Origin of the sequence: Qipengyuania sp. SS22, assembly GCF_025736935.1 — a bacterium.
Taxonomy (GTDB): Bacteria; Pseudomonadota; Alphaproteobacteria; order Sphingomonadales; family Sphingomonadaceae; genus Qipengyuania.
Map to the genome: position 1 here is coordinate 1,130,704 of NZ_CP107048.1, position 24,653 is coordinate 1,155,356.

The window sequence follows — 24,653 nt, forward strand, 5'->3', positions numbered from 1 at the left end:
TCCTTGGGGAAAAGTGGGCGGAATCAGCCCATCATCGCCATGCCGCCATTCACATGGAGCGTCTGGCCCGTGACATAGGCGGCCTCGTCGCTCGCAAGGTAGGCCACCGCAGCGCCGATCTCGTCGCCCTCGCCCATCCGGCCCATCGGAATGCGGCCGTTGATCGCCGCCTTCTGGTCGTCGGTCAGCGCTTCGGTCATCGCGGTGCGGATGAAGCCGGGAGCGACGCAGTTCACGGTGATGTTCCGGCTGGCCAGTTCCTGCGCGAGGCTCTTCGACATGCCGGTCAGGCCCGATTTGGCAGCGACATAGTTCATCTGCCCCGGATTGCCGGTATGGCCGACGACGCTGGTGATCGAGATGATCCGCCCACCCCTGGCCTTCATCATCGGCCGCGCGCTCGCGCGCATCAGGCGAAAGCTCGCCTCGAGATTGATCCGGATGACCTGGTCCCATTCGTCATCCTTCATCCGCATCGCGAGGTTGTCGCGGGTAATGCCGGCATTGTTGACGAGGATGTCCATCGAACCGAGCGTATCGACGGTGGCCGGGATCAGTTCCTCGACCTGCGTCGTGTTCGACAGGTCGCAGGTGATCTCGACATGGTCGTGGCCGAATTCGTCGTTGAGCTGTTCGCGGAAGGCGCGCAGCTTGTCGCCATTGGAGCCCGACAGCGCCAGGCGCGCGCCCTGCTTGGCCAGGGCATAGGCGATCGACGAACCGATCCCGCCGCTCGCACCGGTGACAAGGGCGGTCTTGCCTTCGAGGCTGAACATCATGCGTTCTCCTTGGCGAAATTCTCGAGGTCTTCCATGGTGACGAGGCTGACCGTGGTCGCCTCCTTGTCGATGCGGCCCACCATGGGGGCAAGCACCTTGCCGCCCACTTCGACGAAGCGTTCGATCCCGGCTTCACGCATCGCCAGCACGCTTTCGCGCCAGCGGACGCGGCCGGTGATCTGTTCGACCAGCAGCGCCTGTTCCTCCGCCGGGTCGGTGACGCGCGCGGCGGTGACATTGGCGTACAGCGGCACGGAGAAAGCCTGCGGCGGGGTCGCCTCGAGCGCATTCTTCATGCGCAACGCGGCCGGACCCATCAGCGAACAGTGGAACGGCGCCGAAACGGGCAGCTTGATGCCGCGCTTGATGCCGTGATCCTTGGCCATTTCGATCGCGCGGTCGATCGCCTCGGCATGGCCGGAGATAACCACCTGCGTCGGGTCGTTGTCATTGGCGACTTCGCAGACCTGCCCCTCGGCAGCCGCCTCGGCGAGCGCGGTGGCCTTTTCGATATCCGCACCGAGCAGCGCCGCCATCGCGCCGACGCCGATGGGCACGGCATCCTGCATGGCGATGCCGCGCAGGCGCAGCAGTTTGGCCGTATCGGTCAGCGAGAACGCCCCGGCGGCGCACAAGGCACTGTATTCGCCAAGCGAATGGCCCGCAACGCAATCGGCGCTTTGCGCGAGAGCGATCCCGAATTCCTTTTCGAGCACGCGGGCGGTGGCGACCGAATTGGCCATGATCGCGGGCTGGGCGTTGGCGGTCATGGTCAACTCGCTTTCCGGCCCTTCCTTCATCAGCGCCGAAAGCTTCTGCTTGAGCGCCTCGTCGACCTCTTCGAACACCGCGCGGGCATGCGCGCTGGCATCGGCGAGGTCGGCGCCCATGCCGACTTTCTGGCTTCCCTGACCGGGAAAGATGAATGCAGTCATGTAATTCTCCTCGCCGCCGCGCCTAGGCGCGCGCGGCGCGCGCCTCAAGCCCGAAGGGGACAATCTTGTTGGCAGCATCGTGCCCGATATCCGCCCGGCCGAGATAGGGAATGCCGCTCCGCTGGCACCAGTCCTGCGCGATCGCCACCTCGTCGCTGCCGAAGGGGCGATCGTTCTCGGGGATATCGCTGATCCGGCCAAGGCGCAGGCCCGCAATGCCACCGAGGTGCTGCGTCACATGGAACAGCAGCCGGTCGACCGCATAGAGATGTTCGGCCACTTCCTCGATCAGCACGACATGGCCCGACAGGTCGGGGGCAAGCTCGGTGCCGACCAGCATCGCCAGCGTGGCCAGGTTGAAAGCCACCGCGGGGCGCGCATCGAGACCGGGTTCGAGACCGCCCTCCCCGCCCATGAACCAGTCGAGCGCGCGTTCGACCGCCTGTGTCCCGCCCTCGCGTCGCACGTCACCCGCCAGCGGGCCATGCGCCACGCGGCCGATACCATGCTTGTAGAGCGCGGCGAGCAGGAAGCCGGTGTCCGAATAGCCGAGATAGGATTTGGTCCGCGCCACCTCGTTCATTTGCGCGACCGCCTGCGCGGCGATGCGGTTGGAGCCATAGCCGCCCATCGCGAACCATACGGCATCGAAACCGGGATCGTTGGCGCAGTCGAGCAGCGCGGCGAGCCGCACTTCGTCGCTACCGGCGAAATGCCCGTCTTCGGCAAAGCACTGTTCGTGGAAGTGCAACGAGATATCGCTACGCTCAGCCACCAGCGCTTCGACCGCCTCGGCCCGTTCGCGCTTCAACCGCTTTCCGGGGGCGCAGATCGCAATTCTGACCATGCGCCCTGCTAGCGTGCTTGTATCGCGCGGCACAACTCAATAGCTGCACCGCCATGAGCGATATGCCCACTCCAGACGAATTGTTCGCCCGCCCCTTCTTCTTCTGCGGGATCGGCGGATCGGGAATGCTGCCGCTGGCGCAGATCCTGAAAGGTCGCGGCTGCACGGTCGAGGGATCGGATCGCAGCCACGACCAGAGGCGCACGCCCGACAAATTCGCCGCGCTCGAACAACAGGGTTTTATGCTGCATCCGCAGGACGGCAGCGGGATCGTCTCGGCCGAGCAGATCCTCGTCGCCAGCGCCGCAGTCGAGGATACGGTGCCCGATGCCAAGCGCGCCAAGGAACTGGGCTGCCTGCGGCTGACGCGCGCCGAGCTCAATTCGATCCTGTTCAACACCAGCGGCGCGGGGCTGGCGGTGGCCGGGACCAGCGGCAAGTCGACCGTGACCGGCATGCTTGGCTGGATCCTGCACGCCTGCGGGCGCGAGCCGACGATCATGAACGGCGCGGTGATGAAGAACTTCGTCTCGCCCGAACGCCCCTATGCCAGCGCGGTGGTCGGCGGGCAGAGCCTGTTCGTCAGCGAGGTAGATGAAAGCGACGGCTCGATCGCGCTATATCGCCCCGCGGTGGGCGTGCTGCTCAATGTCAGCCTCGACCACAAGAGCATGGAAGAACTGCGCCAACTGTTCGGCGACTATCTTTCGCGCAGCCGCATCGCGGTGATCAATGCCGACGATCCCGAGGCGCTCGCGCTGCTGCCGCACGCCAAGGAAGTCGTCACCTTCGGGATCGAGCAGGAGAAGGCGCAGATCGGCGTGGTCCCCGGTTCGATCGCCGAAGGCCCGATGCGGCAGGCCGCGCTGATCATCGACCGGCACGATGGCAGCGAGCATGCGCTGACGCTCGACCTGCCCGGACGCCACAACCTCTCCAATGCGCTTGCCGCGATCGCGGGTGCAACTGCTGCGGGTATCCCGGTGGCCAAGGCGGTCGCGGCGCTGGCGGGTTTCGCGGGCCTTGCGCGCCGCTTCGACATTATCGGCACCAGCGCTTCGGGAATCACCGTGATCGACGATTTCGGCCACAACCCCGAGAAATGCGCCGCCACGCTGCGCACGCTCAAGGCGCATCCGGGACGCGTGCTCGCCTTCTTCCAGCCGCATGGTTACGGCCCCTTGCGCCAGATGGGCGAGGAACTGGCCGAAACCTTTGCGCACGAACTGGACGACGGCGACCGCGTGATCCTGTGCGATCCGGTCTATTTCGGCGGTTCGGTCGATCGCAGCGAGGGCAGCGAGCGAATCGTGCGGCTGATCGAGGACGCGGGCGGACATGCGGAACACATTCCCACGCGCGAGGCAGTGGGCGACCGGCTGGCGGAAATCGCCCAGCCCGGTGACCGGATCGTGATCATGGGGGCACGCGACGACACGCTGAGCGGTTTCGCGCGCAGCCTGTTCGACCGGCTGCCCTAGATCGCGGCAGGCCCCACGGCTTCGCGCGTCACTGCACGGCGATACCCCTCGCGCGCGGTCAGCCGGTCGCGGTAGTCCTTGAGCGATTGCGGTACGCCCTCGTCCAGTCCGACCCGTCCCGCCAGGATCAGCGCATAACCGCAACAGATATCGGCCACGGTGAAGCGATCCGCGCACAGGAATTCGCGGGTTTCAAGGCGCTGCTCCAACTTGATCAACCGCTTCCAGAACCATTTGGCATAGGCCTCACCCGCCTCGCCCCAGCCCTTGTCCTTTTCGAACAGGGAGAAACGCATATAGACCGTCTGCGGGAAGGTGATCGTCGCATCGGCGTGATAGGTGAAGTCGAGATAGGCCGGATAATCCAGCTCTCCCGGTGCCACCACCAGCGACGCGTCGCTGCCCGTGGTCGCCAGATAATGCGCGATGGCGCAGCTTTCGGTCATCTGCACATCGCCCTCGACCAGCATCGGCACCGTGCCCAGCGGATTGGTCTCGAGATAGTCGGGCGCGGTGAAGCGCGGCGGAAACGGCAACAGTTTCAGCTCGACATCGACGCCGGCTTCTTCGGCTGCCCAGGTTGCGCGCAGGCCGCGCGAACCGGCGCAGGTGTAGAGAACCGGCCGCTCAGCCATGATCGTGGGTCTTGCCGACCTTCAACACATTGTGGATCACGAACGCGAGCACGAAGCCCAGCCCCAGCCCGGCCAGCGCCGACAGGCCGGCATAAGTTGCCCATCCAAGAATACCCGAGAGACCGCCGGTAACGCCCTCGACCATGTGCTGCACCCCGTGCGCCCAGTCGGAGGGGCCGTGCAGGCCAAGCTCGTGCAGACTGTGGAGGATGATCCCGCCGCCGACCCACAACATCGCGATCGTGCCCACAAAGGACAGCGTGGTCAGCAGATAGGGGACCGAGGTGACCAGAAACTGGCCGAACCTCTGCGCCAGTTCGGAAGTCTTCGCGCGCAGGTGCAGACCGATGTCATCGAGCTTCACGATCAGCGCCACCGCGCCATAGACGAACAGCGTGACCGCGACCCCGACGATCGCCAGCACGCCCGCGCGGACGATGAAATCCTCCGCCGCCACTTCGTTGAGCGTGATTGCCATGATTTCCGCCGACAGGATAAGATCGGTGCGGATCGCGCCCGCAACGCGCTGTTTCTCGAACGCCACGGGATCGGCGATCTCGTCATCCACCGTCAGGCCGTGTTTTTCACTGCCCAGTTTCTCCATCACCTTTTCGGCGCCTTCATAGGAGAGGTAACCGCCCCCCAGCATCAGGATGAAGATAATCGCGCTTGGCAACAGCCAGCTGAGCAACAGCGCCCCGGGCAGCAGGATGATAAGCTTGTTCTTCAAGCTGCCCTTGGTAATGTTCCAGATGATAGGCAATTCGCGCGCGGGGCTGAGCCCGGTGACATAGCTCGGCGTCACTGCCGCATCGTCGATCACGACGCCTGCGGTTTTCGTACCCGCACGGCTGGCAGCCACACCGATATCGTCGGCCGAGGCCGCCGCGGCGCGGGCAATGATCGAAACGTCGTCGAGCAGGGCTACTAATCCACCGGGCACGCAATACTCCTTGGTTGCAGATGCAATGCCGCCCTGCCCGCGCGGTTCCACCCTGCCAAGCCCCGAGATTGGCTTGCATTCGCCGCCAATCCCGTTATGTGCGCGCATCCCTAGGGTCCGGCGGATATCGGATTCGGGGATGACGAAGAAAGCCGGAGGGGCCCCGCAATCCCGCGGATCAGCCAGCGATCGGCCATATGTGAAAGGACAAGGGCATGGCTCATTACGAGCATGTTTTCCTGGCGCGACAGGACCTGAGCCAGGCTCAGGTCGACCAGCTCGCCGCCACCGCTACCGAAATTGTCGAGCAGAACGAAGGCAAGGTCACCAAGACGGAGACCTGGGGCCTCAAGAACCTCGCCTACAAGATCGACCGCAACCGCAAGGCGCATTTCGTGATGCTCAACATCGAGGGCCCCGGCGCCGTCGTGCAGGAGCTCGAACGCCAGACCCGCATCAATGAAGACGTCATCCGCTACATGACCATCCGTGTCGAAGAGCACGAAGAAGGTCCGAGCGTGATGATGCGCAAGAACGAGCGCGATGCCAAGAAGCGCCGCGACCGCGAGGAGCGTAACTGATGGCCCGCCCGTTTTTCCGCCGCCGCAAGTCCTGCCCCTTCTCGGGCAAGAACGCCCCCGCGATCGACTACAAGGATGTGCGCCTGCTGCAGGGCTTCATGTCCGAGCGTGGCAAGATCGTCCCCAGCCGCATCACCGCCGTCAGCGCGAAGAAGCAGCGTGAACTGGCCAAGGCCATCAAGCGCGCCCGCCACATCGGCCTGCTGCCGTACATCGTGAAGTAGGGGAATAACCATGGATATCATTCTCCTTCAGAGGATCGAAAAGCTCGGCTCGATCGGTGACGTCGTCACCGTGAAGGACGGCTACGCCCGCAACTTCCTGCTCCCGCAGAAGAAGGCCCTGCGCGCCAACGAGTCGAACAAGAAGGTCTTCGAAGCGAACCGCGACCGCCTGGAAAAGGAAAATGCGGAACGTCGCGGCGAAGCCGAGAAGGCTGGCGAAAAGGTCCAGGGCGAGGAAATCGTCCTGCTCCGCGCGGCATCGAACACCGGCCAGCTCTACGGCTCGGTCAACGTGCGCGACATCGCTGCATCGCTGGGCGAAAAGGGCCACGAGATCGACAAGAAGCAGGTCATCATGGGTGATCCGATCAAGGCGATCGGCATGCATGAAGTCCGCATCGATCTTCACCCCGAAGTCTCGGTCACGGTGAAGGCCAATGTCGCCCGCAGCGACGACGAAGCCGAACTGCAGAGCCAGGGCATCGACGTGATGGCGCAGATGTTCGAAGACGAACAGCGCGAGATCGAAGAAGCTGCCGAAGCCAACCGGACCGACCCGACACTCGAGCCGGGTGAAATCCCCGCCGACATGCTCGAAGACGGTGTCAGCACCGAAGACGGCGTGAGCGAGACCGAAGCGAAGATCGAAGCCACGGCGCCGGACGGCGACGAAGGCTGATCCCCGCGATCACGATCAAAACAGGGCGCGGCGGCTTCGGTCACCGCGCCCTTTTTGTAAGTAGCGCCCGCACACCCTATGTGCAGGCACGAGACGCGAAAGCGAAAACAACAAGAGGCAGGAGGAACGCCCATGGAATCGATCGAACAGACCCTCGACCGGCTTGAAAAGATCTATGACGCCGCGGTGGAACGGCTGCGCGAGGACGTGATCGCATTCGGCCGCGAGCGTGAGATACCCGCCCCCGAACGGCGCAGCGACGGCAGCTATGCCTATCCCGAACTGCGGCTGCGGTTTCGCGGTGGCGACCAGCCCGAGGATCGCAACCGCGCCTTTGGACGGCTCAACGCGCCGGGCCTCTACACTACCACCGTCACCCGACCCGCGCTGTTCCGCGATTACCTGCGCGAGCAGCTCGAACTGATCGACGAGAATTACGAAGTCGAAATCGAAGTCGGCTCGTCGAAGCAGGAAATCCCCTTCCCCTATGTCCTCGACGGCCAGGCCGGTGCGGAATTGGTCGGCGTCGACCCCAATCTCATCGCGCGGCATTTCCCCTCGACCGAGCTCGCCGATATCGGCGACGAGCTGGCCGACGGGATCATGCTCGAGAATGCCGACGATCCCATCCCGCTGTCACTGTTCGACGGCTTGCGGACCGATTTCAGTCTCGCGCGGCTCGCGCATTACACCGGTACCAGTACCGAGCATTTCCAGCGCTTCATCCTGTTCACCAACTATCACCGTTATGTCGATGAATTTGTTGACTGGGCTGGTTCGCAGCTCGGCAAGGACGGCTATACCGCGCTGGCTGGTGCGGGCGGCATGATGCTGACCGAGCAGACCGACAACGCCCGCGCGCAATTGTCCGACACTGCATGGCGCCGGCACCAGATGCCCGCCTATCACCTGGTCGGCCCCAACCGCGAAGGCATCACGCTGGTCAATATCGGCGTCGGCCCGAGCAATGCGAAGACGATCTGCGACCATCTCGCGGTGCTACGTCCCGAAGCGTGGCTAATGATCGGCCATTGCGGCGGCCTGCGTCCAAGCCAGAAGATTGGCGATTACGTCCTCGCCCATGCGTATCTGCGCGATGACCACGTGCTCGATTCGGTGCTGCCGCCGGAAATCCCCCTCCCAGCGATTGCCGAGGTCCAGCAGGCGCTGGCGGGTGCCGCGCAAGAGGTTTCGGGAACGCATGGCGCCGACCTCAAGCGGCGCATGCGCACGGGCACCGTGGTCACTACCGACGATCGCAACTGGGAACTGCGTTATACCAGTTCTGCGCATCGCATGAGCCTGAGCCGCGCGGTCGGCGTCGATATGGAAAGCGCGACCATCGCCGGCCAGGGATACCGCTTCCGCGTACCCTACGGCACGCTGCTGTGCGTATCGGACAAGCCGCTGCACGGCGAGATCAAGCTGCCGGGCCAGGCCAATGCCTTCTACGAGGAAGCCATCGCGGCGCATCTCCAGATCGGCGTGACCGCGTGCAAGCTGCTCAAGGCGGAAGGCCCGCGCCTCCACAGCCGCAAACTGCGCGCTTTCAACGAACCTCCGTTCAGGTAAACTAGCCCCCGGCAAGGGGAGAGATTGCATGACCGAGACAGTGGACCGCTCGCGCTCGATCGCGGGCCGGGTGGCAATCGTGACCGGCGCCGCGAGCGGCATGGGCGCCGCCACCGCCAGGCTGTTCGCAGCCGAAGGGGCGCAGGTGGCAGTGACCGACCTCGATATGGCGGCGTGCGAAAAACGGGCGGCAGAATGCGGCAATGGCGCGCGTGCCTACGCGCTCGACGTGGCGGACAAGGAGGCAATCGCCGGTACCGTTGCGCAGATCTCGGCGGATTTCGGGCGGATCGATATTCTCGTCAACAACGCCGGGGTGTCGAGCTTTGCCCCGCTCGATGACGGCGATGCCTATGAGGAGGTCTGGCACCGCGCGCTGGCGGTCATGCTGACCGCGCATCAACGCATGGTCCGCGCCGCCCTGCCGTATCTGCGCGCCAGCGATGCCGCGCGGATCGTCAATATCGCCAGCACCGAAGGGCTCGGCGCGACACCCGGCGACACGCCCTATGTCGCCGCCAAGACGGGGGTAACCGGCCTCACCCGCGGTCTCGCAGTCGATCTCGGGCCGGAGGGTATTACCGTCAACTGCATCTGCCCCGGCCCGATCCGCACCGCGATGACCGATGCCGTGCCCGACGAACACAAGACCATCTACGCCAAGCGCCGCACCGCGCTCAAACGGTATGGTGAACCCGAAGAAGTCGCGCATATGACGTTGTCGCTGGTGCTGCCCGCGGCGAGCTATATCACCGGAACGGTGATCCCGGTCGATGGCGGGTTGATGGCGCGCAACGCCTGAGGCCTACGCAGTCTCAGCGGGTGATCTGGACCACGCAGCGCAGCCCCTCGGGACGGTAGTCGAACTCGACCTGTCCGGTGCCGCCGAGCACGATCGACATCATGCGGGTGCCAAAGCCGGGCTGAATGTCCGCCTCGACCGGAGGACCGCCGCTTTCTTCCCAGACCAGCTGCATCCCGCCAGCAGTTTTCTCGATATCCATCGCCACGCGTCCTGCGGGGCTGGCGAGCGCGCCATGGGCGATGGCATTGGTCAGGAGCTCGTGCACAACCAGCGTGAAGCCCTCGGCGATATTGCCCTTCAGCCGCGGCCTGCCGCTCACTTCGAGCGTCACCCGGTCCGCGACATCCGCGAACGCTGCAAGTTCGCCTTCGATGATCGTGCGCGGACTGAACAGCTGGTCGGCATTGTCCACCAGCAGGTCATGCGTGCGCGACAAGGCGGCGACGCGGCCCTCCAGCGCCTTGCCAAAGCGGCCGACATCGGTCGCCTTGCGCGCCGACATCGAAATCATCGCGCGGATCGTCGCAAGCATGTTGCGCACGCGGTGGTTGAGTTCGGAAGTGAGGGTTTCCAGCCGCGTCTCGTTGCGCTTGGTATCGGTGATATCGATAACATGGCCGATGATCTTGGTGGGAATGCCGCTCACCACCAGTGGGCGCCCCGCCGCACTGATCCAGCGTTCCTCGCCGTCGGCGCGGGTAATGCGGCATTCGAAAATCCAGTCCTCGACGCGTTCGAGCGCTTCGCCCTGGCGGTCGTCGACGTCGCTGCGATCTGCCGGGATCACATGATCGAGGAACTGTTCATAGGTCCATTCGGGAAGCAATTCGTCATAGCCGAAAATTTCGTCATGGCGGGTGTTGCGCCATACCTGGCCGGATTCCAGGTCGAGTTCCCAAATGCCGATCTTCCCGGCGGCGAGGACCAGCCGGAGATGATCGAGCGACGATTCGGCGAGGTGCTCTAACTCGGACATGCGCCAAACCTATCCGCTACGGAGTGAGTGCCAAGATATTTTTCGTACGCCGGCCAGCGCACGGGGGAAGATCAGCCCTGCCCCTTGGTCTTGGTCTTCCCGTCCTTGGCGCGTTTCTCGATGAATTCGATGATCATCCCGGCAATATCCTTGCCGGTCGCATTTTCGATCCCTTCGAGCCCCGGCGAGGAATTGACTTCCATGATCACCGGGCCGTGATTGGACCGCAGCATGTCGACGCCGCAGACATTGAGGCCCATGCGGCCCGCCGCACGGACGGCGGTGCTGCGTTCCTCGGGGGTAATCTTGATCAGCTGCGCGCTGCCGCCGCGGTGCAGATTGCTACGGAAATCGTCGGGCGCGCCGGTGCGCTTCATCGCCGCGACCACCTTGCCGCCGACCACCAGCGCGCGAATATCGGTGCCGCCCGCTTCCTTGATGAACTCCTGCACCAGGATGTTGACGTTCGCGCCGCGAAACGCCTCGATCACCGATTTGGCGCTGCTCATGGTTTCGGCAAGCACCACCCCGATGCCCTGCGTGCCTTCGAGCAGCTTGATCACCACCGGCGGCCCCTTGACCGCCTTGATGATCTCCTCCGCTGCCTTGGGGTCGTTGGCATAGGCGGTCAGCGGCAGGCCGAGCCCATGCTTGGCGAGGATCTGCATGCTGCGCAGCTTGTCGCGGCTGCGCCCGATCGCCACGCTTTCATTGAGCGGCCAGCAACCGCGCATCTCGAACTGGCGCAGGATCGCGAGGCCGTAATTGGTGATCGAAGCGCCAATGCGCGGGATCACCGCATCGTAGCCGATGCAGGGCTCGCCATTGTAGAACACTTCGGGCTTGTGGCTGGCGATATGCACCGTGCAGCGCAGCGTATTGAGGATGTCGAGCTGGTGACCGCGTTCCTCCGCCGCCTGTTGCAGGCGCTGGTGCGAATAGAGATTGGCGTTCCGCGCCAGCATGGCGATCTTCATCGTGAGCTCCTCAGGGCTTGTGCCCCTTCGTCGTTTTGCGCTCGGGCGTCTGCAACCAGGAATAGCCGCTGTCGACTACAAAACGCCGACGCAGCGACGAACGGCCGATCAGCATCGGGAATTTCATATCCCGGCGGTCGGCGAGGCTGATTTCGGCGCGGAACTCCAGATCGCCGATCCGCAGCGGTGTCTTGATGACATAGCGCCGCTGGGTTTCGCCATTCGAGCTGGTGATGCCGCGGATATCGACATGCACCGCCTCGCATACCTGGCGCACATGCTGCTGTTCGAAATCGACCGCAAAGCGGACGAAATTCTCGCCGTCGCGTTCGAATTCCTCAAGCACCGTACCGTGCAGCGAGGACGTTCGCGCGCCGGTATCGATCTTGGCCGGCATGGCGTGCAGCCCCAATTGTGGCAGGTGGACCAGCTCGCGCCAGCCGACGACGGGCAACGCGTTGCGTTTCAGGCTCATTCGATGATCGCGATCCCGTCGCCGCCGCCTTCGCCGGGCAACCGACGCAGCACTTCGCCGCTGGCGAAATCGACTTCGGCGATCGTATTGGCGGTGGTTTCGGCGACATAGAGCCGCTCTCCACCGGGCGAAAACAGGATCGTGACCTGCGTGCGCGCCTCCGCCTCTGCGGGGCTCGACACGGCAATGCTGCGCACGACTTCGCCGCTGGCGGTATCGATCACGCTCAGCCCGCCATCGGCGAGGTCCGAGGTCACCGCGTAATCGCCCTGCGGACGCAGCGTGATCCGCAAGGGGAACGCACCTGTTTCGACACGCTGGCGGATCGCCAGCGTGTGCGGGTCGAGCGCGAAGGCAGCGTTGGAACCGCGCGCGGATACCCACAGCGTGTCCCCTTCGGCAGACAGCCAGATGCCTTCGGGTTCCTCGCCTACCTCGACAGAGCGCGGCGCGCGCCGGGTCTTGAGGTCAATCAGGCTGACCGTGCGCGACCCCAAATTGGTCGTCCAGGCATGCAGTGCGTCGGGCGCGACGGCAAGCATATGCGTGCCCTGCTGGCCGGAGGCGTATTCGAAGGTTTGCGCCGCGCCCAGCGGGTCGCGAACCCAGAAGATCGAGCCGCGCCCTTCGGCGGTCGCGTAGAGATCGCCATTGGCATGCCAGACGACGCCGTGCGGGCGCGCATTCTCTCCCAGATCGATGCTTGCGACACGTTCGAGATCCACCGTGCGGAAAATATCGAGTGTCTGCCCGCCATAGCAAGCCAGCGCGACATGTGCCGCGTCGGGCGATGTCGCCAGTTCATGCGGATTGGTACAGCTGGCGACCGAAGCGACCACCGCGCCGCTCTTCAGATCGACCTTTGACAGCGTATTGCCGAACTTGCCCGCCACGAACAGCGCGCCATCGACATCCGCAGCGGTGGGCAGTGACGCGGCATCCCCGCCCCCCGCGACGGGCGCACAGGCGACCGCCAGCGGAAGGGCAAGGAGCGGGGCGAAGCGGCTTACCACCCTTCGGTCTGGCCCGCGTTCTGCTCGTCGAGCCACGCCTTGAGCGGGGCAAAATACTCGACCATCGCCGCGCCGCTCATCTGGCGCTCGCCGGTGAAGGCTTCGAGCGCGTCGGGCCACGGCTTGCTGGCGCCCATTTCGAGCATCGCGTCGAGGTTCTTGCCGACTTCCTCATTGCCGTAGAACGAACAGCGGTGCAGCGGCCCGTCCCAGCCCGCCTGGTCGCATGCGGCCTTGTAGAACTGGAACTGCAGGATCCGCGCGAGGAAATAGCGCGTGTAGGGCACATTGCCCGGAATGTGGTACTTCGCGCCCGCATCGAACCCGCTTTCATCGCGCGCGACCGGCGGGGTGATGCCCTGATATTCCAGCCGCAGCGCATTCCAGCCGGTGTTGAGCTGGTCGGCCGGGATCGACCCGTCGAACAGCTGCCAGCGATAACGGTCGACCATCAGGCCGAAGGGCAGGAAGGCAACCTTGTCCATCGCCTGACGCAGCAGCAGGCCGATATCCTTGTCGGCGCTCGGCACGTCGGCCTCGTCGAGCATGTCGATCTGGACGAGGTATTCGGGCGTGATCGACAGCGCGATCATGTCGCCGATTGCCTCGTGGAAGCCGTCGTTGGCGCCGTTGAGGTGCAGATAGTCCTGCTGGTTATAGGCGCGCTGGTAGTAATTGTGGCCGAGCTCGTGATGGATGGTGACGAAATCGTCAGCGTTCTTCTTGATGCACATCTTGATGCGCAGATCGTCGACATTGTCGACGTCCCAGGCGCTGGCGTGGCAGACCACGTCGCGGTCCTGCGGCTTCACGAACTGGCTGCGTTCCCAGAACGTGCCCGGCAGCGGATCGAAGCCGAGCGAGGAGAAGAACTGTTCGCCGGTGCGGACCATCTGAATTTCGTCGAGTCCCTTGGCGGTGATCAGGTCGGTGAGGTCGTACCCGATGTCGCCCGCCCCTTCGGGCGCGACCAGCGGGTAGATATTGCCCCATTCCTGCGCCCACATATTGCCGAGCAGGTCGGCGCGGATCGCCCCCGTGGCGGGCTGGACATCGTCGCCGTATTTCTCGTTGAGCTTGCTGCGAACATAGGTGTGCAGCGCCATGTAGAGCGGCTTCACTTCCTGCCACATCCGCTCGGTCTCACCGGCAAACTGGTCGGGGTCCATGTCGTAGTTGGAGCGCCACATCGCTCCCAGATCGGCAAAGCCCAGATCTTTCGAGCCCTCGTTGGCGATGGCGATCATACGCTGGTAATCCCCGCGCATGGGCGCACCGACATTGTCGTGCCAGCTGGTCCACATCTCGGCGAGTTCGGCAGGCGTACGGTCGAGATTGCCCATCTCGGCCTCGATATCGCTGCCGTTGATTTCCTCGCCATTGAGCGTGCCCGTGCCTTGGCCGTAGGCCGCGCCGAGCTTGGTGGCGATTTCGTTGAGTTCGGTTGCCGCGCCGTCGCGAACCGGCGCGGGCATGACGATGCCATTGCGCAGGATGTCGAGCTTGCGCGCGACTTCGGGATCGAGCCCCGCGACACGCGCGTATTGCGCTGCCTCATTGGCATAGGTCACCGATTTCTCGGTCGCCTGCGCGCCGTATTTTGCCGCCAGCTGGTTGCTGTCGTGAACGATATAGGTGTTGTTGAGCCACAGCACTCGGCCGTATTCGACCGAGAAATCGAACATGTCCTGCTCGACCATCGCAACCCAGTCGGCGGCGCCCTGCGGCGTCATCGGATAGGCGGAGACGGCCGCTTCGGATGTCTCCGCATGGTGATCGGCCAAGGCCGGGGTGGCGAGCGAGACGGCAAGCGCGGAGAGCGCGACGGATGCGAATTTCATGCGGGTCCTCTCAGGATCGGAATGATGTGGTTTCACGTGCTACCGGATTGCACCTGCCGCGCAGCTTAATCAAGCGGTTGGCGCGGCAAAGCGATGGATGAGCCATCCCGCGATCACGCCGAAGAAGGTGACGATCCACGCCGCAACCTTCACCGGTCGCGCGGTGGCCGCGATCCCCGCCGACTGATCCGACCCCTGATCACGCAGCAATTGCACCAGTTGCAGCAGTGTTTCGGTATAGTCGGTCAGCACGAATACCACCGCAGATGCGGCCACGATCGCACCGATGATCCGGAGAATTCCGCCCATCGGCAGGAAGCTGCGCCCGGCGATCCAGCTGCCCCAGCCATAGATGGCAATGAACACGAGATCGCCGATCACGGCGAAAATCGCCAGTGGTCGCACGCCGCCCGCGTGCCATTGCGCATGGATTTCATCGACCCGTGCGGCCGTCGCGGCCGCCTGGTGTTCGGCGATGCCAAGCGTCACATCTGCGGGCGCGGTGACTGCGAGACTGAGCGCGACTACCACGGCAAAGGCCACGAGCCCCCACATCCACCAACCCAATTCGGCGCGCGTGCTGCTCACGCCTTGTCTCCCAGCCAATCGGCGATCGCGCGCCCCAGATCGGGCTTGGTCACGCTGCTCATATGCGTCCCCGGTACTTCGACGAAGTTGGCGTCGGGCAACAGCTTCGCCAGATCGGCGGCCGAGCCATTGTCGCGGTCCTCGTCACCGCAGACCACCAGCGTGGGCATGGTGATATTGTCGAGCAGGGCGAGATCGAGATCGGGCATGGTGTCGAGCAGCAGCCGCGCCGCGACGCGGTCGACCCCCTGCGATTTGAGGAACTGCATCGAGAAATAGTCCGGGTCGCCCTTGGGGATGGCATCGAATTCGTCGATCACCCGCTTGAACTTTGCCGCGCGGCGCTGCCATTCGCCCAGCCCCGCGGTGCCCATGCCGCCAATGACCAGATGCGCAGGCGTCAGCACGCCGTGCGCCACACCGTGCAGCGATGTGCGCGCGCCGAGCGAAAACCCGCCAAGGTCATAGTCGTCGAGCCCGAGGTGATCGACCAGCGCGGCCACATCGCGGACCAGCACATTGCTCGGATAGCTTTCGGAATCATGCGGCGCATCGCTCTCCCCATGCACGCGAAAGTCGAGCATCACTACTTCACGGCCCTGCGCGGCAATCGCTTCGTGGTGGCCCCATTTGATCCAGTTCATCTGCGCGCTGGAAAACAGCCCGTGGAGCAGGATGAAAGGGCGTCCCGCACCATGACGATAGAAGGCCAGCCGCGTTCCGTCGAAACTGTCGAAGAATTCGGTGGTCATCGCTTCGCCAGCCCCCTCTGCTCCATGCGCCACTGCGCCATTTCGATGCGGTCCTGGCCGAAGAACGGTTCGCCTTCGAACACCAGCGTCGGCACGCCCCAATGGCCAGCGGTTTCGAGCGCAGCCTGATTGGCGGCGATTTCGGCATCGAGGTCATCGGACCTTGCGCCGACTTCCTGTTCGATCTCAGCCGCGTCGAGCCCGGCGCGTTCGAGCGCGCCGGCAAGGTGGTTACCCTCGTGCCAGTTCTCCTGCCCGCCCCAGATTAGCTGGCCTGCCTCATGCGCGAACACGAGGCCCTTGCCGCGCCGCGCAGCAGCCTGGCCCATCCGCGTGACACGGCGGATATAGGGCTGCTCGGCGGCGATTTTGCGCGTCGCGGCATCCTGCACGATCGGATCGGGACGCGGCGGGCCGAAGGCAATGCCGTGGAACTGCGCCACGCGCATCATGTCGCGCAGCGTATAGGCCAGCCAGTTGGGATGGTTGCGCTCGAAGAAATCGGGCTCGCGGATCGCCAGCGGCCAGACCGGGCGCAGCGCGATCTCGAGATCGTATTGCTCGGCCATGGCGCGATAGCGGCCGACCGAAAGGTAGCTGTAGGGCGAACGGAAGCTGAAATAGAGCTCGGCAGTAAGGGTCATGCAGAGACTTATACATCTCCGTCGTCTCGGCGAAAGCCGGGACCGCTATCTGCGTTGCGTCAGATAGATAAAGACCCCGGCTTGCCCCGGGATGACGCTCAGCGGAAGAAGCAGCTTATCCCCGCCTGCAACGCGGTGACCGTCTCGCCATCCTCGGCAAAGCCGGTGATCGTGCCGTAATCCGCAGTGGTATACTGGAATTCGCCCGGCAGCGTGGTGTCGAGTTCGCGAACTTCCCGGTCGCGCTTGAGTCCCGCAAAGGTGGTCTCACCCGGACGCACGCCATCCGACGTGGCCATGCCCTCGCCCTCGCGCAGGAACCAGCCGGCGAAGTTGCCGTCCATATAGGCGATCTGGAGCGCGCCGAACTGGCTGAACTCCATCGGCCCCGCCCCGCATTCCTCGTTGCTCGAGGTTGCAGGCGCAGCGCCGAAGGCCGCCGCGATCGCCTCGTCGACCTCGGCCCGCGGTGCGCCGAACCGCAGCGGTTCCTCGCCTTTCGCGCCCAGACCATTGGCATCGACGACGATCGCAACATCGCTGAGATCGACCGTCGCAGCAGACGACGCGGTTTCAACCGGCTCGGGCGCGGGTTCGGACTGCCCGCAGGCGGCCAGCGCCAGCGGCAGGGCGAGCAGGAGTGCGCCGCGGATCATCCCTTCTTGAGGCATTCGCGGCCCAGCAGCTCGGCGATCTGCACTGCGTTGAGCGCGGCACCCTTGCGCAGATTGTCGGATACGCACCACAGGTTGAGGCCGTTTTCGACTGTCGGATCCTCGCGCACGCGGCTGATATAGGTCGCGCTGTCGCCCGCGGCCTCGACCGCGGTGATATAGCCGCCGTCCTCGCGCTTATCGACCAGCATGCAGCCCGGCGCTTCACGCAGGATGTCCTGCGCCTCGGCAGCGGAAATCTCGTTCTCGAACTCGATGCTGACGGCTTCGGAATGCCCGACGAAGACCGGCACGCGCACGCAGGTCGCGGTGAGCTTGATCTTCGGATCGAGGATTTTCTTGGTCTCGACCACCATCTTCCATTCTTCCTTGGTCGATCCATCGTCGAGGAAGACATCGATATGCGGGATCACGTTGAACGCGATCTGCTTGGTGAACTTCACCGGTTCGACCTGGTCGCCGACGAAGATCGCCCGGCTCTGCTGGAACAGCTCGTCCATGCCCGCCTTCCCCGCGCCCGAAACCGACTGGTAGGTCGAGACGACGACGCGCTTGATCGTGGCGGCATCGTGCAGCGGCTTGAGCGCCACGACCAGTTGCGCGGTCGAGCAGTTCGGATTGGCGATGATATTGCGCTTGGCATAATCGTGGATCGCCTCGGGGTTCACCTCGGGTACGATCAGCGGCACGTCGGGGTCCATGCGGTAGAGCGAGCTGTTGTCGATCACCACGCAGCCCGCGGCCGCCGCCTTGGGGGCGAATTCCTTGGCCGGACCGCTGCCCGCAGCGAACAGCGCGATGTCCCAGCCGGCCCAGTCGAAATGCTCGATATTCTTGCATTTGAGCATCTTGCCCGTGTCACCGAATTCGACCTCGGTGCCATGCGAACGCGAGCTGGCGACCGCCGCCACCTCGTCGCAGGGGAACCCGCGCTCGGCGAGGACCTGCATGATTTCGCGCCCGACATTCCCGGTCGCGCCGACCACGGCAACACGATAACCCAAATTACGTCTCCAGTATCTCTAGGCCGCCGAGATAGCGATTAGCTACGCACCCGCAAGCGCACATTCGATTGCACGGGCTAAAGCGTCATTCGGGCGGGGTGACGCCGTGGCTTTCGAGAAACCGGAAGATCGTGTTGTAACGATGCGGCGAGATCTGTTCGCCCGACACGCGGTGGGTGTATCCAGGATAAAGCATCATCTCGAACGGCACGTTGGCTTCCTGCATCGCAGAGATCACTTCGGTCGCGTTTTCGAACACCACATTGTCATCGGCCATGCCATGGATGATCAGCAGCGGATCGGCGATCTTGGCCGCGTCGGGGATCGCGCTCGTCGCGGTATAGGCGGCGCCGTCCGCTTGCGGCGTGCCCATGTAGCGCTCGGTATAATGCGTATCGTAGAGCTCCCAGCGCGTGACCGGCGCGCCGCTTATGCCAGCTGCATAATACCCCGGATCGGCCTGCAGCTGCTTGAGCGTCATATAGCCGCCATAGGACCAGCCATCGATTGCAATCTTCGCCGGATCGACGAAGTCGAGCGTCTTGAGATACTCCGCCCCAGCCCTCTGGTCGCGCACTTCCACCCCGCCCATCGCGCGATAGAGCGGCTGTTCGAACGCGACGCCGCGATTGGCCGACCCGCGATTGTCGAGCGCGAACCAGATGTACCCCCGGTCGACCACGGCTTGCTGCAGGGCGCCGTTCCAGCCCTTGTTGACGATCTGCGGCCCGGGCCCGCCATAGTGATAGAAATAGACCGGGTAGCGCTTGCCCGGCTCCAGTTCGGGCGTGACCATTTCCCAATAGAGCGGCGTGCCGTCCTCTGCCGGGATCGTGCCGTATTGCGTCGGGCGATGGCTGGCGAGGAAAGGCGCATAGGGGTGCGAGCCGTCGAGCGCGTTTTCCTCGATCCAGGCGAGGCGATTGCCCTGCTGGTCGGCGATATAGCTCTGCGGCGGCGTGTCGGCGTTCGAGCGGCTGACAACCAGCGTTTGCGCCTTGTCGTCCATGCTGGCCGAATTCGCATAGGCAGGATCGGTCAGCAGCGTGATGCGCGATGGATCGGCGAGATCGAAGGCATAGACCTGCTGCGCAAGGACATCGTCCTTCGTGCCCTGGAAAAACACCCGTCCGGCATCCTGGTCGACCCCGACCAGCTTGGTCACCACCCATTCGCCCTGGGTCAGCTGCGTCCATGCGCCATCGACATAATGATAGAGATGGCCGTAGCCGTCGCGCTCGGACCACCAGATCAGGCTGCCGTCGTCGAGCCATTTGTAATTGTCCGACAGATTGAGCCAGTAATCGTCCACCGCGGCGTGTTCGGTGAACAGCACTTCGCTTGCCCCCGTCGCCGGATCGACCCGGAGCATGTCGAGCACGGTCTGCGCGCGGTTCTGCCGCTGGACATAGAGCGCTCTGCCATCGGGCGCCCAGTCCACCCGCGCGAGATAGATATCGCTCTCCGCCCCCAGATCGACCTGTACGCGGTCCTGGCCGTCGGGATCCATGACATAGAGCGCGACTTCGGCATTCGCGCTGCCCGCAACGGGATAGCGCTGGTCGAACACTTTGGTGCCCGTGGCACCGATCGCGGCGCGCGTGACCACGCCGACCATGCTTTCGTCGAAGCGCTCGACCGCGATACGGCGGTCGTCGGGACCCCACCAATAGCCGGTCATCCGGCCCATTTCCTCTTGCGCGACGAACTCGGCCTCGCCCCAGCGGATCGCCTCGCCTTCCTGCGGCGTGACCGGCCGGGCTTCGCCGCCCACCTCGCCGACCCACAGCCGGCGGTCGCGAACGAAGGAGACATGGCTGCCCGTGCTGCTCAGGGCGGGATTGAGTTCGCTTTCCTCGGTGTCGGTCAGAAGCACGACCTCGCCGCCGATGCGCGCGAGGTAGAGATCGCCGTCGAGCGGGACGAGTACGCCCGCGCCATCCTCGGTCCACTGATAGTCGATAATGCCTGCAAGGTTGCCGACGCGCGCGCGTTCGCGCTGCATCTTCTCGTCCTCGGACAATTCGCGCCCCGTCCCCAGCGCCTCGCTATCGACCAGCATCGCCCAGGCCGCGCTGTCGCGGTCATAGGCCCACAGATCGTAGCGCTCGCGATCGTCTGCGCGGTTGCGCAGCAGCGTGAGATAGCGGCCATCGGGCGAGATCTTGACCTTGCGCGGGCTCGGCCCGTCGAGATCGGGCGAGGCGAAGACGCGTTCGAAACTCAGTTCCATCGGCGCGGTCTCCGTGCTCTGCGGGGTGGTCTGGGCAGCAAGCGGCGCAGCGAGGCAAGTGCCCAGCGCCAGCGCGGCGGCGAATTTCAACGGCCTCATCATCTCTCCGGTCAATGCAGGCGGGACGCATCGACTGCAGCTCCTCGCAACGACGGTGAGCGAAAGCAAGCGCGTGCCGTGCAAACACACCTAATTTCGGCTTAAGCGCGAGCGTTGAAATTCGGCTAATACCTCGAAGCGACAGTGGTCAGGACCCCGGGCGGCCCATTCCGGTTCACCGGCCGCGCGGGGTCAAACACATGGGGCCGATTACGGCGACCATCACGCTTCGCACGAAAAAGGGCGGCTTCCCCAACGGGAGGCCGCCCTCGATCTTCTCGCGAAGAGAAACGGGTTGGCTCTTACGCCTTGGGCGCGTTGTCGCGGCGCTCGGCGATACGAGCGCGCTTACCGGTGCGGCCACGCAGGTAATAGAGCTTGGCGCGACGCACGATGCCGCGGCGGACCACGGTAAGGCTGTCGACGATCGGCGAGTAGAGCGGGAACACACGTTCCACGCCTTCGCCGAAGCTCATCTTGCGGACGGTGAAGTTGCTGCCCATGCCGCGGTTCGAGCGGGCAATGACAACGCCTTCGAAATTCTGGACACGCTCGCGGGTGCCCTCGACAACCTTCACGCCGACGCGAACGGTGTCGCCCGCACGGAATTCGGGAATGTCCTTGCCGAGGTTTTCAATCGCTTCGGCTTCGAGCTGCTGGATCAGGTTCATGCCTGGTCTTCCTGGTTTTTTCGCCGCGCGCCAGAGGCAGGTCGGTCCCGAGCGTCACAGTAACGCTCCCAAAGGTCCGGCCTGCGTAACCGAGTATCGTCTTCGCTCCTTGCCTTGCGCCAAGCAGCGATCTTCGCATGATCCCCCGATCGCAGCACTTCAGGGATCGTGCGCCCTTCCCATTGCTGAGGTCGGGTATATTGCGGGTATTCGAGCAAACCGTCTTCGAACGATTCCTCCTGCCCGCTATCGGGCGCGCCCATTACTCCGGGAAGCAGGCGAATGCAAGCATCGAGAATCGCCAGCGCGGCGGGTTCTCCGCCCGACAGGACGATATCGGCCAGCGAAACCTGTTCAACCTGCGGAAAAGCGTCGAAAATCCGCTCGTCGAAGCCTTCGAACCGCCCGCACAAAATGGCGACACCGGGCTCCTGTGCGATCTCGCGGATGCGCGCCTGCGATATCGGCTTGCCGCGCGGCGTCATGGCGAGGATCGGCCGCCCTTCGCCCACGCTGGCGATGGCCGCGCCGAGGACATCAGGCTTGAGCACCATGCCCGCCCCGCCCCCGGCCGGCGTATCGTCGACCGTGCGATGCTTGCCTTGCGCGTAATCGCGGATCTGCACGGTCTCGCACGACCAGTCGCCACGTTCGAGCGCACGGCCTGCCAGCGAGACCCCCAGGGGCCCCGGAAACATCTCGGGATAGAGCGTCAGGATGGTAGCGGCGAAACCCATGGCGCGCGCCCTAGCCGCCAATCGCGACCAGCACCATAGCGCGAACCGCGATCAGCGGGTCGGCAGGCGCTGGTCCGCGGTTTCGACGCCCACGCGCGGGGCGGTTGGCACGACTTTGCCGACCATGGTCGATGTTACGACGCCAAGCACCACCAGTCCCCCGGCGCCGAGCAGGTCCATGCCGTGCAGGGTCACGCTATCGGCTTCTGCCAGCCGCGCGCCGAGCACCGCCGCCAGCGGCGCGCCGCCCGCGAAAAGATGGCGCAGGCGCAGCCCGATCGAGGGGGAAACCTTGGCGACCACCGCGCTGAGGCCCGCTGCCATCGCGGCATAGGACCCGGCGAGAAATACAACATTGTCGATCATTGGTCTGCAGCCCTCCCGGTTGTGGGGCGATGGTGTGGCACGGTTGGAAATTTGTGCAAAGCACGTGTCGGTCGGGCAGCCATTATCCCTCTGCGAACGGCACACTTGGGCGCGTGGTGCGTAGGTGGGCCATGGATGTCGACGATTGCATCATCGTGGGTGCGGGGCCCGCCGGGTTGACCGCCGCGATCTATCTGGCGCGCTACCACCTCTCGATCCGCATGTTCGACTGCGGGACCAGCCGCGCAAGCTGGATCCCGACCAGCCACAACCATGCAGGCTTCCCCGAGGGCATCAACGGCAACGACCTGCTCGAGCGGATGCGCGACCAGGCGGCCCAATACGGCGCGCTGCGCGAGCCGAAGCGGGTGACCGACCTCAAGCGCGAAGACGGCCATTTCGTGGTGTGCTGCGAGGAAGAGGAATTCCGTGCGCGCACCGTCCTGCTCGCCACCGGGGTGGTCAACAACCGGCCCGAGGGGATCGACGAGCAGTTCCATGCCGAAGCGATGCAACGCGGGCTGATCCGCTATTGCCCGGTGTGCGACGGCTATGAAGTCACCGACCAGCGCGTCGCGGTGATCGGCATCGGCGATCATGGCACGGCAGAGGCGCAGTTCGTCCGCACCTATACCAGCGATCTGACGCTCGTTTCACCGGATGGCGACCACGATCTTTCGCAAGCAAGTTCGCGCGCGCTCGACGAGGCGGGAATTGCGCGGATTGCCGGACCCTGCGGCGACTATGCCATCGAGAACGGGCGGATTGCCTTCGACACCGCCGAGGGGCGCAAGACCTTCGACACCGTCTATCCCGCGCTCGGGTCAGTGGTTCGCTCAGGGCTGGCGGTGAAATGCGGCGCGGAGGTGACCGAGGGTGACTGCATTATCGTCGACGACCATCTCGAAACCAGCGTGCCGGGTCTGTTCGCTGCGGGTGACGTGGTGCTTGGCCTCGACCAGATCAGCCATGCGATGGGCCAAGCGGGCGTCGCGGCGACCACGATCCGCAACCATCTCGCGGCGGAGCGACCGCTGAGGCGTTAGCGGCGATAGCGGTGACAGCGTAAGCGAGTGATCCGGTAGGCGGCGCTTACCGCTCCCAGAAGTCGTCGGCGATAGTCAGGGTGTCGGCGGTCCATCCGAGGACGGCCTGTTCGGTCAGCGGGACCATGAATTTCTTGCCGTCCGCCTGTTCGATCTCGACGATGTCGGTGGCGCCGTAATTCTCGACCGCGCAGACCTGCCCGACGGACTCGCCCTTGTCGGTGACCACCGCAAGCCCGAGCAGGTCGGAGAAATAGAATTCGCCCTCTTCCAGCGCGGGCAGTGCCTCGCGCGAGACGGACAGGGCGGTGCCCCGCAAGCGCTCCGCCGAGGTGCGATCCGCAACCTCGGTAAAGCGTGCGATGGCACCGCCCTTATTGTCGCTGCGGATTTTCACGAGGGTCAGCGTGCCCCCGGTATCACCCGCATTGAAGCGCTTGTGCGGCTTGAGGGCATCCACCCCCTCGCCGAACAGCTTCAGCCGAACCTCGCCCGTCACCCCATGCGCACCGGTGACGGCGGCAAGCGTGACGGGTTTGTCCGACATGCAGCCGCTTACTCGGCCTTGGCTTCGGCGTCGTCGGCCGCAGCTTCCTCGGCGGGAGCGTCTGCGGCAGCGGCGTCTTCGGCCGGTGCTTCTTCAGCAGGTGCTTCAGCAGGTGCTTCAGCAGCGGTCTTGGCTTCTTCCTCGGCAGCCTTGGCGGCTTCTTCGGCTTCAGCGACCTTGGCGGCCTTTTCTTCAGCGCGTTCCTTGGCGGCTTCGCCCGGCTCACCCTTCTTGGGGTTGTTGCGCTGTTCGCGCTCGAGGATGCCCGCGGCGTCGAAGAAACGGTGGACGCGGTCGCTCGGCGTGGCGCCAACGCTCAGCCAGTGGCGTGCGCGGTCTTCGTCGAGCTTGACGCGCTCGCCCGAATCCTTGGGCAGCATCGGGTTGTAGGTGCCGATCTGCTCGAGATATTTGCCGTCACGCGCTGCGCGCGAGTCGGCGACGACGATGCGGTAGTAGGGGCGCTTCTTGGCACCACCACGCGAAAGCCGGATTGCAACTGCCATTGTGTATTACCTTTCGAATGTAA

The 24,653-nt window shown here is 64.5% G+C and carries 28 protein-coding genes; 7 read left to right on the forward strand and 21 right to left on the reverse strand.

Features of this window, described 5'->3' with window-relative positions:
• Positions 1 to 23: 23 nt before the first annotated feature.
• From fabG to N6L26_RS05495, 3 genes are read right to left on the reverse strand one after another with little or no spacing between them, the layout of a single operon-like run.
• Complete coding sequence (gene fabG, locus N6L26_RS05485; RefSeq protein ID WP_263607259.1) at positions 24 to 776, reverse strand: 3-oxoacyl-[acyl-carrier-protein] reductase; 753 nt, start codon at positions 774 to 776, stop codon at positions 24 to 26.
• Positions 776 to 1,714 (reverse strand): ACP S-malonyltransferase, encoded by a 939-nt coding sequence (fabD, locus tag N6L26_RS05490; RefSeq protein ID WP_263607039.1) that lies wholly within the window; start codon positions 1,712 to 1,714, stop codon positions 776 to 778. Before fabD ends, fabG begins: the two co-directional genes overlap by 1 nt.
• A gap of 22 nt (positions 1,715 to 1,736) precedes the next feature.
• On the reverse strand, positions 1,737 to 2,561 hold the full coding sequence (locus tag N6L26_RS05495) for an LD-carboxypeptidase (protein ID WP_263607040.1): 825 nt from the start codon (positions 2,559 to 2,561) through the stop codon (positions 1,737 to 1,739).
• A gap of 53 nt (positions 2,562 to 2,614) precedes the next feature.
• Here N6L26_RS05495 and N6L26_RS05500 point away from each other — a divergent pair, with 53 nt between their 5' ends.
• Positions 2,615 to 4,042: a glutamate ligase domain-containing protein gene (locus N6L26_RS05500; protein ID WP_263607041.1), complete on the forward strand. Its 1,428-nt coding sequence runs from the start codon at positions 2,615 to 2,617 to the stop codon at positions 4,040 to 4,042.
• Here the strand turns inward: N6L26_RS05500 and N6L26_RS05505 are convergent.
• Together N6L26_RS05505 and N6L26_RS05510 are read right to left on the reverse strand one after the other, a co-directional pair.
• Entirely contained in the window at positions 4,039 to 4,677 is a 639-nt protein-coding gene (locus tag N6L26_RS05505; protein ID WP_263607042.1) for a glutathione S-transferase family protein, read from the reverse strand. The two genes, N6L26_RS05500 and N6L26_RS05505, sit on opposite strands and share 4 nt — an antisense overlap.
• Positions 4,670 to 5,620, reverse strand: coding sequence for a DUF808 domain-containing protein (locus N6L26_RS05510; protein WP_263607043.1), 951 nt, complete (start codon positions 5,618 to 5,620; stop codon positions 4,670 to 4,672). Before N6L26_RS05510 ends, N6L26_RS05505 begins: the two co-directional genes overlap by 8 nt.
• 215 nt (positions 5,621 to 5,835) lie before the next feature.
• Between N6L26_RS05510 and rpsF the strand changes: the two genes are divergently transcribed.
• The 5 genes from rpsF (at position 5,836) to N6L26_RS05535 (ending at position 9,478) form a co-directional block, all read left to right on the forward strand.
• Complete coding sequence (rpsF, locus tag N6L26_RS05515) at positions 5,836 to 6,201, forward strand: 30S ribosomal protein S6 (RefSeq protein ID WP_263607044.1); 366 nt, start codon at positions 5,836 to 5,838, stop codon at positions 6,199 to 6,201.
• Positions 6,201 to 6,425 carry a 30S ribosomal protein S18 gene (gene rpsR / locus N6L26_RS05520; protein ID WP_094062939.1) on the forward strand — a complete coding sequence of 75 codons (225 nt, stop codon included), beginning with the start codon at positions 6,201 to 6,203 and terminating at the stop codon, positions 6,423 to 6,425. Before rpsF ends, rpsR begins: the two co-directional genes overlap by 1 nt.
• 10 nt (positions 6,426 to 6,435) lie before the next feature.
• Complete coding sequence (rplI, locus tag N6L26_RS05525; RefSeq protein ID WP_263607045.1) at positions 6,436 to 7,104, forward strand: 50S ribosomal protein L9; 669 nt, start codon at positions 6,436 to 6,438, stop codon at positions 7,102 to 7,104.
• Between the two features lie 132 nt (positions 7,105 to 7,236).
• The gene (locus N6L26_RS05530; protein ID WP_263607046.1) at positions 7,237 to 8,676 is read left to right on the forward strand and encodes an AMP nucleosidase; all 1,440 of its coding nucleotides are present in this window, start codon (positions 7,237 to 7,239) and stop codon (positions 8,674 to 8,676) included.
• 28 nt (positions 8,677 to 8,704) lie between these two features.
• Positions 8,705 to 9,478, forward strand: a complete 774-nt coding sequence (locus tag N6L26_RS05535; protein ID WP_263607047.1) for an SDR family NAD(P)-dependent oxidoreductase — start codon at positions 8,705 to 8,707, stop codon at positions 9,476 to 9,478.
• A 13-nt stretch (positions 9,479 to 9,491) separates the two neighbouring features.
• Here the strand turns inward: N6L26_RS05535 and N6L26_RS05540 are convergent, their stop codons facing one another.
• The 14 genes from N6L26_RS05540 to N6L26_RS05605 all read right to left on the reverse strand — a co-directional run bounded on the left by N6L26_RS05540 (position 9,492) and on the right by N6L26_RS05605 (position 22,531).
• A complete protein-coding gene (locus N6L26_RS05540; protein WP_263607048.1) occupies positions 9,492 to 10,457 on the reverse strand; it encodes a sensor histidine kinase in 966 nt (321 codons plus the stop codon).
• A gap of 71 nt (positions 10,458 to 10,528) precedes the next feature.
• The gene (gene rimK, locus N6L26_RS05545) at positions 10,529 to 11,434 is read right to left on the reverse strand and encodes a 30S ribosomal protein S6--L-glutamate ligase (RefSeq protein WP_263607049.1); all 906 of its coding nucleotides are present in this window, start codon (positions 11,432 to 11,434) and stop codon (positions 10,529 to 10,531) included.
• A gap of 10 nt (positions 11,435 to 11,444) precedes the next feature.
• Entirely contained in the window at positions 11,445 to 11,909 is a 465-nt protein-coding gene (locus tag N6L26_RS05550; protein WP_263607050.1) for an ATP-dependent zinc protease, read from the reverse strand.
• A complete protein-coding gene (locus tag N6L26_RS05555; RefSeq protein WP_263607051.1) occupies positions 11,906 to 12,922 on the reverse strand; it encodes a YncE family protein in 1,017 nt (338 codons plus the stop codon). Before N6L26_RS05555 ends, N6L26_RS05550 begins: the two co-directional genes overlap by 4 nt.
• Entirely contained in the window at positions 12,916 to 14,763 is a 1,848-nt protein-coding gene (locus tag N6L26_RS05560; RefSeq protein WP_263607052.1) for a M2 family metallopeptidase, read from the reverse strand. The genes N6L26_RS05555 and N6L26_RS05560 overlap by 7 nt, the downstream gene beginning before the upstream one ends.
• Positions 14,764 to 14,832: 69 nt before the next feature.
• Complete coding sequence (locus N6L26_RS05565) at positions 14,833 to 15,351, reverse strand: hypothetical protein (RefSeq protein WP_263607053.1); 519 nt, start codon at positions 15,349 to 15,351, stop codon at positions 14,833 to 14,835.
• Positions 15,348 to 16,103, reverse strand: coding sequence for an alpha/beta fold hydrolase (locus tag N6L26_RS05570; protein ID WP_263607054.1), 756 nt, complete (start codon positions 16,101 to 16,103; stop codon positions 15,348 to 15,350). The genes N6L26_RS05565 and N6L26_RS05570 overlap by 4 nt, the downstream gene beginning before the upstream one ends.
• The gene (locus tag N6L26_RS05575) at positions 16,100 to 16,747 is read right to left on the reverse strand and encodes a 2-hydroxychromene-2-carboxylate isomerase (protein WP_263607055.1); all 648 of its coding nucleotides are present in this window, start codon (positions 16,745 to 16,747) and stop codon (positions 16,100 to 16,102) included. Before N6L26_RS05575 ends, N6L26_RS05570 begins: the two co-directional genes overlap by 4 nt.
• Positions 16,748 to 16,845: 98 nt before the next feature.
• A complete protein-coding gene (locus N6L26_RS05580; protein ID WP_263607056.1) occupies positions 16,846 to 17,403 on the reverse strand; it encodes a hypothetical protein in 558 nt (185 codons plus the stop codon).
• Positions 17,400 to 18,425 (reverse strand): aspartate-semialdehyde dehydrogenase, encoded by a 1,026-nt coding sequence (locus N6L26_RS05585; protein ID WP_263607057.1) that lies wholly within the window; start codon positions 18,423 to 18,425, stop codon positions 17,400 to 17,402. Before N6L26_RS05585 ends, N6L26_RS05580 begins: the two co-directional genes overlap by 4 nt.
• Positions 18,426 to 18,510: 85 nt before the next feature.
• On the reverse strand, positions 18,511 to 20,757 hold the full coding sequence (locus N6L26_RS05590) for a S9 family peptidase (protein WP_263607058.1): 2,247 nt from the start codon (positions 20,755 to 20,757) through the stop codon (positions 18,511 to 18,513).
• Positions 20,758 to 21,059: 302 nt separating this feature from the next.
• Positions 21,060 to 21,428, reverse strand: a complete 369-nt coding sequence (gene rplS / locus N6L26_RS05595) for a 50S ribosomal protein L19 (RefSeq protein ID WP_301298458.1) — start codon at positions 21,426 to 21,428, stop codon at positions 21,060 to 21,062.
• Positions 21,425 to 22,165 carry a tRNA (guanosine(37)-N1)-methyltransferase TrmD gene (trmD, locus tag N6L26_RS05600; RefSeq protein ID WP_263607059.1) on the reverse strand — a complete coding sequence of 247 codons (741 nt, stop codon included), beginning with the start codon at positions 22,163 to 22,165 and terminating at the stop codon, positions 21,425 to 21,427. Before trmD ends, rplS begins: the two co-directional genes overlap by 4 nt.
• A 51-nt stretch (positions 22,166 to 22,216) precedes the next feature.
• Positions 22,217 to 22,531, reverse strand: coding sequence for a hypothetical protein (locus N6L26_RS05605; protein WP_263607060.1), 315 nt, complete (start codon positions 22,529 to 22,531; stop codon positions 22,217 to 22,219).
• 131 nt (positions 22,532 to 22,662) lie between these two features.
• On the opposite strand from N6L26_RS05605, the gene N6L26_RS05610 reads away from it, so the two are divergent.
• A complete protein-coding gene (locus tag N6L26_RS05610; RefSeq protein ID WP_263607260.1) occupies positions 22,663 to 23,577 on the forward strand; it encodes an NAD(P)/FAD-dependent oxidoreductase in 915 nt (304 codons plus the stop codon).
• Between the two features lie 46 nt (positions 23,578 to 23,623).
• On the opposite strand, the gene rimM is transcribed toward N6L26_RS05610, so the two are convergent.
• Both rimM and rpsP read right to left on the reverse strand, forming a co-directional pair.
• Entirely contained in the window at positions 23,624 to 24,124 is a 501-nt protein-coding gene (gene rimM, locus N6L26_RS05615) for a ribosome maturation factor RimM (protein ID WP_263607061.1), read from the reverse strand.
• Between the two features lie 8 nt (positions 24,125 to 24,132).
• The gene (gene rpsP / locus N6L26_RS05620) at positions 24,133 to 24,630 is read right to left on the reverse strand and encodes a 30S ribosomal protein S16 (RefSeq protein WP_263607062.1); all 498 of its coding nucleotides are present in this window, start codon (positions 24,628 to 24,630) and stop codon (positions 24,133 to 24,135) included.
• Positions 24,631 to 24,653 lie beyond the last annotated feature (23 nt).